Annotated in this window: 6 protein-coding genes; 1 reads left to right on the top strand and 5 read right to left on the bottom strand. The window is 71.6% G+C overall.

Going from position 1 to position 6,699, the window contains the following annotated elements:
* Positions 1–23: 23 nt before the first annotated feature.
* Complete coding sequence (locus tag VF794_RS27150) at positions 24–455, top strand: DUF2383 domain-containing protein (protein ID WP_331115313.1); 432 nt, start codon at positions 24–26, stop codon at positions 453–455.
* Positions 456–552: 97 nt separating this feature from the next.
* Here the strand turns inward: VF794_RS27150 and VF794_RS27145 are convergent, their stop codons facing one another.
* The 5 genes from VF794_RS27145 to VF794_RS27125 form a co-directional block, all read right to left on the bottom strand.
* The gene (locus tag VF794_RS27145) at positions 553–1,704 is read right to left on the bottom strand and encodes a response regulator (RefSeq protein WP_331115311.1); all 1,152 of its coding nucleotides are present in this window, start codon (positions 1,702–1,704) and stop codon (positions 553–555) included.
* Entirely contained in the window at positions 1,701–2,771 is a 1,071-nt protein-coding gene (gene cheB / locus VF794_RS27140; protein WP_331115309.1) for a chemotaxis-specific protein-glutamate methyltransferase CheB, read from the bottom strand. The genes VF794_RS27145 and cheB overlap by 4 nt, the downstream gene beginning before the upstream one ends.
* Positions 2,768–4,885 (bottom strand): hybrid sensor histidine kinase/response regulator, encoded by a 2,118-nt coding sequence (locus VF794_RS27135; RefSeq protein WP_331115307.1) that lies wholly within the window; start codon positions 4,883–4,885, stop codon positions 2,768–2,770. The genes cheB and VF794_RS27135 overlap by 4 nt, the downstream gene beginning before the upstream one ends.
* A 54-nt stretch (positions 4,886–4,939) precedes the next feature.
* Positions 4,940–5,476: a chemotaxis protein CheW gene (locus VF794_RS27130; RefSeq protein ID WP_331115305.1), complete on the bottom strand. Its 537-nt coding sequence runs from the start codon at positions 5,474–5,476 to the stop codon at positions 4,940–4,942.
* Positions 5,473–6,699 (bottom strand): CheR family methyltransferase (locus VF794_RS27125; protein WP_331115303.1); only part of this gene is annotated, 1,227 nt, incomplete at its 5' end. The genes VF794_RS27125 and VF794_RS27130, both read right to left, overlap by 4 nt.

Here is a 6,699-nt window from a genome sequence, read left to right as displayed (position 1 = left end):
CAACTCACGCTGGGGGAAAGCGCATGGCCAACACCGACGTCGAGACCCTGAATACCTTCCTGCGGGGAGAGATTTCCGCCGTGGAGACCTACCGCAAGGCCATTGGCCACGTGTCGGATGAGAAGATCCGCAGTCAGTTGGAGGACTGCCTGCACGACCATGAGCACCGTGTGGGGAGCCTCCGCGAGCGCATCGAGAAGCTCGGGGGCACGCCCTCGGAGGGCTCGGGCCTGTGGGGAACCTTCGCGAAGCTGGTGCAGACGGGCGCCGATCTGCTGGGAGAGAAGGCCGCCATCCAGGCCCTCGAGGAGGGTGAGGACCACGGCCTGTCGGACTACAAGCGTGACATGGACAAGGTCCATGGCGAGGCCCGCCGCTTCGTCCGGATGGAGCTGCTGCCCTCGCAGAAGCGCACCCATGAGCGGCTGAGCCGCCTCAAGAAGACCCTGCACTGATGGCGGGATGGCGTGGGCGGGACAGCACCGCCCACGCATCGCCTTCGGCGAGAACGAGGGCGTCGGGCTGAGTGCTCCCTCCAAGACGGCGCCTGACTCAACTGCCGCGCGCCCTGGCCGCTGCCGACGACTCCGCCAGGGCCTGGATGGACTGGATGCGCCGCTCGGCCTCCTGGGCGTCCAGGAAGATGTGGAGCATGTCCCGGATGCTCGGCAGCGCCTTGGCCAGCGTCACGGCGTTGAGCGACTGCGGCTCCACCCCGGCCTTGCGGCACGCGCGCGTCATGGTGGACGGGGCGATGACCGGAGACAGGCCGCAGCGCGCCACCAGCTCATCGAAGAGCGAGCCGTGGGCCGCCCCGGAGGACGGTGCGGGCGTGGCCGCCGGGGCCGCGGAGGCCACCGGGCCCGTCGGAGCACCCGGGGACGTGGGGGCCGGGGCCGGCGCGCCCTGGGCGTGCTGCTCGGCCTCCGCCCGGCGCCGCAGCTCGGTGCGAACCTGCGCGCGCAGCACCTCGATGTCCTCCGTCTTGGAGCAGAAGGCATCCACCTTCACCGCCAGCGCCTCGGAGATGAGCTTCGAGTCGAAGCCGGCCGTCAGCCCCACCACGGCCACCTGGGCCGTCCCGGGCAGGCGCCTCACGATGCGCACCCATTCCGGCCCTTCCAGCCCCGGCATCTCCAGGTCCAGCAGGATGCAGTCCACCGGCTGGGCCTCCAGCAGCCGCAGGGCATCATCTCCGGACTCGGCGATGATGACGTCATGACCATCCTTGCGCAGCGCGTCCCCGGCGCGGTGACGGAAGTCGATGCGACCGTCCACCACCAGCACCCGTCGACGCCGGCCGGCCGACACCAGCCGCGGCGTACCGTCCGCCTCGGGAACCTGCGTCAGCTCGTGGGCGCGCCGCACCACATAGGCTGAGTCGTAGGGCTTGCCCACGTAGTCGTTGGCGCCGTGGGACAGGCCCTTGAGCCGCTGGAGCACCGCCGCCTCGGTGGACAGCATCAGCACCGGCAGGTGCGAGGTGCGGGGCACCCGGCGCAGTTCCTCCAGCAGATCCACCCCCTCACCATCCGGCAGCAGCATGTCCAGGATGATCAGGTCGAACTCATTCTCGCTCAGCGCCTTGCGGGCGGCGGCGAGGCTCTCGCACAACGTGGTGCCAAAACCCGCGGAGCTCAACACTCCGCGCATGTCCGCGCGAACCGTTGCGCTGTCGTCCACGATGAGCACACGTGCCTTCATGACAATCCTTCCCTGGTGCCCGCCCGTGCGAGCCCCGTCAGCAGGGGGGGGATCTCCGTCAGTCCCACCACGTGCTGCGCAGCCCCGAGCCGGATGGCCTCACGGGGCATGCCGAATACCACGCAGGTTGATTCATCCTCCACCACTGTAGCGGCCCCCGCGCGTCGCATGGCCGCCAGTCCCTCCGCCCCGTCCCGTCCCATTCCCGTCAGCAAGCATCCAATAGCGGCCGGGCCCAGCTCGCGCGCCACGGACTCGAAGAGTTCGTCCACCGAGGGCCGACACGAGTGCCGCTCCGGCCCGTCCTCCAGCCTCAGCCGCCCGGCCCGTACCACCAGGTGCCGGTTGCCCGGGGCCATCCGCACCGCCAGCCGGCCCGGCAGCGGCAGGATTTCCCCGTCCACCGCGTTGCGCACCTGGAGGCCGCTCTGCTTCCCCAACCACTCGACCATGGCGGTGTCGAAGTGCTCGGTGATGTGCAGCACCAGCAGCACCGGCAACCGGAAGTCCACGGGCAGCGAGCGGAGGATGTGGCGCACGGCCGCCGGGCCGCCCGTGGAGGCCCCCATCACCAGCAACCGGGGGGGCACGGTGGGCGACGCCACCCGCTGGGGCTGGCCGCGGGTGGAAGGCGCCTCCAGGTGCACCCGGGGCCGGACGTGGGTGATGACGCGCACGCGCGCCGCCACCCGCACCCGCGACACCAGCGTCTCCATCCACTTCGAGTCCAGCAGGCCGGAGGGCTTGTCCAGCGCATCCACCGCGCCCGCGGCCAGCGCGTCCAGTGTCTTCAGCCCCTCCGTGCGGTTCTCCCCCGCCGAGAGCACGATGATGGGCGTGGGGCAGTGGGCCATGATGAGTTCGGTGGCCCGCAGTCCGTCCACCTTCGGCATCATCAAGTCCATCGTCACCACGTCCGGACGCAGGCGCTGACACTGCTCGAAGGCCTGCTGGCCATCGGTGGCCTCGCCCACCACCTCGCACGAGGTGTCGAACGCGAAGCCCTCCGCCAGCTGCCGGCGCACCGTCAGCGAGTCGTCGACGATGAGGACCCGCAGGCGGTTCATCCCGACCTCCGGCCCTCGGCCGCCAGCCGGGCCACCGTGTCCAGGAAGCCATGCTGCTGGAACTCCCCCTTGACGATGTAGGCCGACACCCCCGCCTCGCGGCCGCGCCGTTTGTCCTCCTCGGTGGCCAGCGAGGACACCATGAGGATGGGCAGCGTCTGGAGGGCGGGCACGGCGCGGATGCGTCGGGTGAGATCCAACCCCGACATCCCCGGCATCTCCACGTCGGAGATGATCAGCGAGTGGCCGCCGCGCAGCACCTTCTCCAGACCCTCCTCGCCGGAGGCGGCCAGCTCCACCTGATAGCCGGCGGCCTCGAGGATGCTCTTCTCCAACATGCGGGTGGTGACGGAGTCGTCCACCACGAGGATGTGGTGCTTGCGCGTGGTGCGCGCCTTCGGAGCCCCTCCGGAGGAGCCCGCCTGGACCAGCCGCACCAGCCCGGCCGCGTCCAGCAACAACAGGGGCACCCCCTGCTCATCGAAGCTGGCTCCGGCCACCAGCGGCAGGTGGGGCACGGTGGCGGGCAGCGGCCGGCTCACCCGGCGAGAGATGCCCAGCAACTTCTCCACCCCCACCGCCGCCCGGCCCGCCGCGCCCGCGTCGAGCACCAGCACGGACCAGGCGCGTGGCCGCTGCGCCCCGCCCGCCCCCTTCATCGCGTCCGCCAGGGGCAGGAAGGGCTGCGCCTCGCCAGCGTGGGAGATACAGGCACGTGCCCCCGTCCAGGTGACGGCCTCCGCGGGCAGGTGGATGGCGCCACTCAGCGCCTCCAGCGGCACCAGCAGGCGCTGCCCACCCGCCTCCACGCCCAGCACCTCCAGCGAGGCCAGGGTGAGGGGCACTTCCAACGTGATGCAGGTGCCCTGTCCCAGCCGCGAGGTGATGTGCACCTCGCCCTTGAGGCGGCGCACGGTGTCGCGCACCACGTCCAGCCCCACGCCGCGGCCGGACACCTCGGTGATGGTGCGGGCCGTGCTGAAACCGGGCTGGAAGAGCAGGTTCAGTACCCCCTCCTCGTCCAGGGCGTCCGCCTCGGAGGCGCTCACCACGCCCCGCTCCACCCCCACCTGGCGTACCCGTGCCAGGTCCACCCCGCGCCCGTCGTCCTCGCACCGGAAGGAGACGCGCCCACCGCGCCGCTGCACCTTCAGCGAGAAGTGGCCCGTGGGGGGCTTGCCCACCACCCGTCGCTCGTCGGGCGTCTCCAGCCCATGGTCCACCGCGTTGCGCACCACGTGCAGCAGCGCCTGGCGCACCGCCGCCAGCACGTGCCCGTCGATCTGGATGTCACCGCCCTCGGTGACCATCTTCACCTGACGGCCCAGCGAGCCAGCCGCATCACGCGCGGCCAGCTCCAGCGGCCCGAAGAGCGTCTGCGCCGGGACGAGCCGCAGGGAATGGGCGGTGTCGCGCATCCGGGCCAGCTCCGACTCCACCTGCCCCAGCCCTCCGCCGAGCTGCCGCCCCGCCTTCGTCAGCGAGGCGCGCAGGCTCTCGGCCACGGACAGCACGCGCGACAACCACCGCGCACGCTCCGCCGCGGAGCCACTGGAGGCCACCGGCGCGGTGAGCTGCTCGATGAGGAGGCTCGTGCCGTGCTGGGCCTGCCCCAGCGACTCCACCGCCCCATGCAACCCGCCGAGCTGCACCACCGCCTCGGACAGGCCCTCCAGCAGCCCATCCAGGCGCTCCAACTCCACGCGCACCACCTCGGACGACGGGCCCTCCTGGGGCACCACCACCGGGGAGCCCGTCTCGGCCTGGGCCACCTCGGGAGTGGAGGCCGGCGCCGGGGCATCCAGCGTGTCCAGCGCGTCCGCCATCTGCCCGACGAGGCGCAGGAACTCGCGCACGCTGTTGGCGGGCACGGACTGGCCGCTGTCGCGGTAGGGCGACAGGGCGTCCTCCACCGCGTGCGCCATCTCCGCCATGTGCATCTGCCCCACCACGCGCGCCGCCCCCTTGAGGGTGTGTGCGTAGCGGAAGAGCTCCGGCACCGCCTGCGAGCCGCTTTCCCCATCGTCGAGCGAGAGCAGCCCCTGGGTAAGCTGCTCGAGCAGCTCCCGGGCCTCGATGCGGAAGTAGTAATAAGGATCGCTGTCCAGGCTCATGCGGAGAGGGACCCTGGCACGAAGCACTGCGTGAGCACCCGCGAAAGCATCCGCTCACCTCCCCTGCTGGGGGGCGGCGGCCTCCTCCAGCAGCTTTCTCACGAGGCTGTCGACATCGAGCACCGGCAACGGGGGCACGTCCGGCAGCAGCACGCTGGCGCTCAGCAAGGGATGGCTGGCGGAGGAGCCACCGGGCTTCATCTGCTCCCGCGTGGCGCGCATCTGGCCCTCGAAGCCAGAGGCCGCCAGGCCCACGCGCCGGGTGCCGCCCGCGAGCAGCAGCCAGCGGGGAGTCTCCCCCTGCGGAAGGCCCAGGAGCGCCGCCAGGTCATGCACCGCGATGAGCTGGCCCCGCAGCCCCACCACGCCCAGCAGCGCGGCCGGGCTGTCCGGCAGGCGCACCAGACGGGGCATGAGGTGGAGGCCGGAGAGGTGACCCAGGCGCACGGCCAGGGGGGCGCCCCCCACGCGCAGCCGCAGCAACGCCTCGCCGGGCTCCTGCTGGGGCGGCGGCGGGCGGGAGAACGAGGCGTCGAAGCTGTCGCGCAGCTCGTCCAACCGCAGCGACATCCGAGTGCGAGAGAGACTCATGGAACCTCCGTACAATCCTGTAGTTCCTGAAGAACGACCTGCATGAGCCCGTGACGACCAAAGCCGGCGCCGAAGAGGGCCAGGTGCAGGGGCTTCTCCTGGGGCAGCAGCGAGAGGGCCATGCGCAAGGAGACCCGGGCCTCGACTCCATTCCCGGCCCGACGCGCCAGCGTGCCCGCGCGCAGGTAGCCCAACGCGAAGGTGGGCTCCGCACGCACGGCCGCGTTGTAGCGGGCCCGGGCGCCCACCTCGTCCCCCGCCTGCTCCAGGCACAGCCCCAGCAGGTACTGGGCCGAGGCCTCATTGGAGCCCGAAGCGACGAGCTGCCGACCCAGGCGCTCGGCTTGATCCAAGCGCCCGGCGTTCAGGTGCAGCACCGCGCGCAGCAGCAAGCCCTTGGGCTGCGTGGCCTGGGGCAGCGACTCCAGGTGCGTCCATGCCTCTGTGTAGCGCTCCCCCTCTAGAAGACGCAGCACCTCGTCCAACCCATCCAGTGACGCGGCCACCGTCGGGACGGACACGGAGGGCCGCGCGGGCGGGGCCACGGCGGGTGGAGGAGAGGCCGCCGCGGAGGCGGACGACACCGGCTGCCGCAGGCGGTAGTAGAAGGCGTCCCCGGCGCGCAGCAGCTCGAAGTCCTCGGAGATGCCGCGCAACGTCTCGCTGGGCCCCAGGAAGAGGTAGCCACCGGGCACCAGCGACTGGGCCATGCGAGCGATGATCTTCCGCATCACCTCGGGCGGGAAGTAGAGGACGACGTTGCGGAAGAGGATGGCGTGGAAGGAGCCCGGGGCCCAGAAGGCGGGGGCATCCTCCAGCAGGTTGCGCTCCTCGAAGATGACCTGATCCCGCACCTGGGGCTGAAGCGCGAAGCCCTCGGGGGTGTGCTGGAACCACTGGTCGCGCATGGCGAGCGGCACGGCGCGCAGGGACCATGGGGAGTAGCAGGCACGGCGGGCGTGGGCGATGGCGCGCGGGTTGACGTCGATGCCGAGCAGGCGCAGGCGCGAGGCATCCACCCGGCCACTCTCCCGGGCCATGAGGGCCACCGAGTAGGGCTCCTCTCCGGTGGAGCAGCCGGCGCACAGCACGCGCACCTGGGGCGACTGGCGCAGAAAGGAGGGCAGCACCTGCTCCACCAGCGCCTCGAGCTGGGTGGGGTGTCGTAGGAAGTACGTCTCTCCCACGGTGAGGCGCTCGGCCAGCGCCTTCCACTCCTCCTG

Origin of the sequence: Archangium sp. (genome assembly GCF_036389735.1) — a bacterium.
Taxonomy (GTDB): domain Bacteria; phylum Myxococcota; class Myxococcia; order Myxococcales; family Myxococcaceae; genus Archangium.
Note: the sequence above shows the minus strand (reverse complement) of the source record. Positions and strands in the feature narration are given on the sequence as shown.

What these genes read in the sequence shown, in the direction of transcription:
- VF794_RS27150 (WP_331115313.1), top strand. Translation starts at nt 24, where the DNA reads ATGGCCAACACCGACGTCGAGACCCTGAATACCTTCCTGCGGGGAGAG.
- VF794_RS27145 (WP_331115311.1), bottom strand. Translation starts at nt 1,704, where the DNA reads ATGAAGGCACGTGTGCTCATCGTGGACGACAGCGCAACGGTTCGCGCG.
- cheB (WP_331115309.1), bottom strand. Translation starts at nt 2,771, where the DNA reads ATGAACCGCCTGCGGGTCCTCATCGTCGACGACTCGCTGACGGTGCGC.
- VF794_RS27135 (WP_331115307.1), bottom strand. Translation starts at nt 4,885, where the DNA reads ATGAGCCTGGACAGCGATCCTTATTACTACTTCCGCATCGAGGCCCGG.
- VF794_RS27130 (WP_331115305.1), bottom strand. Translation starts at nt 5,476, where the DNA reads ATGAGTCTCTCTCGCACTCGGATGTCGCTGCGGTTGGACGAGCTGCGC.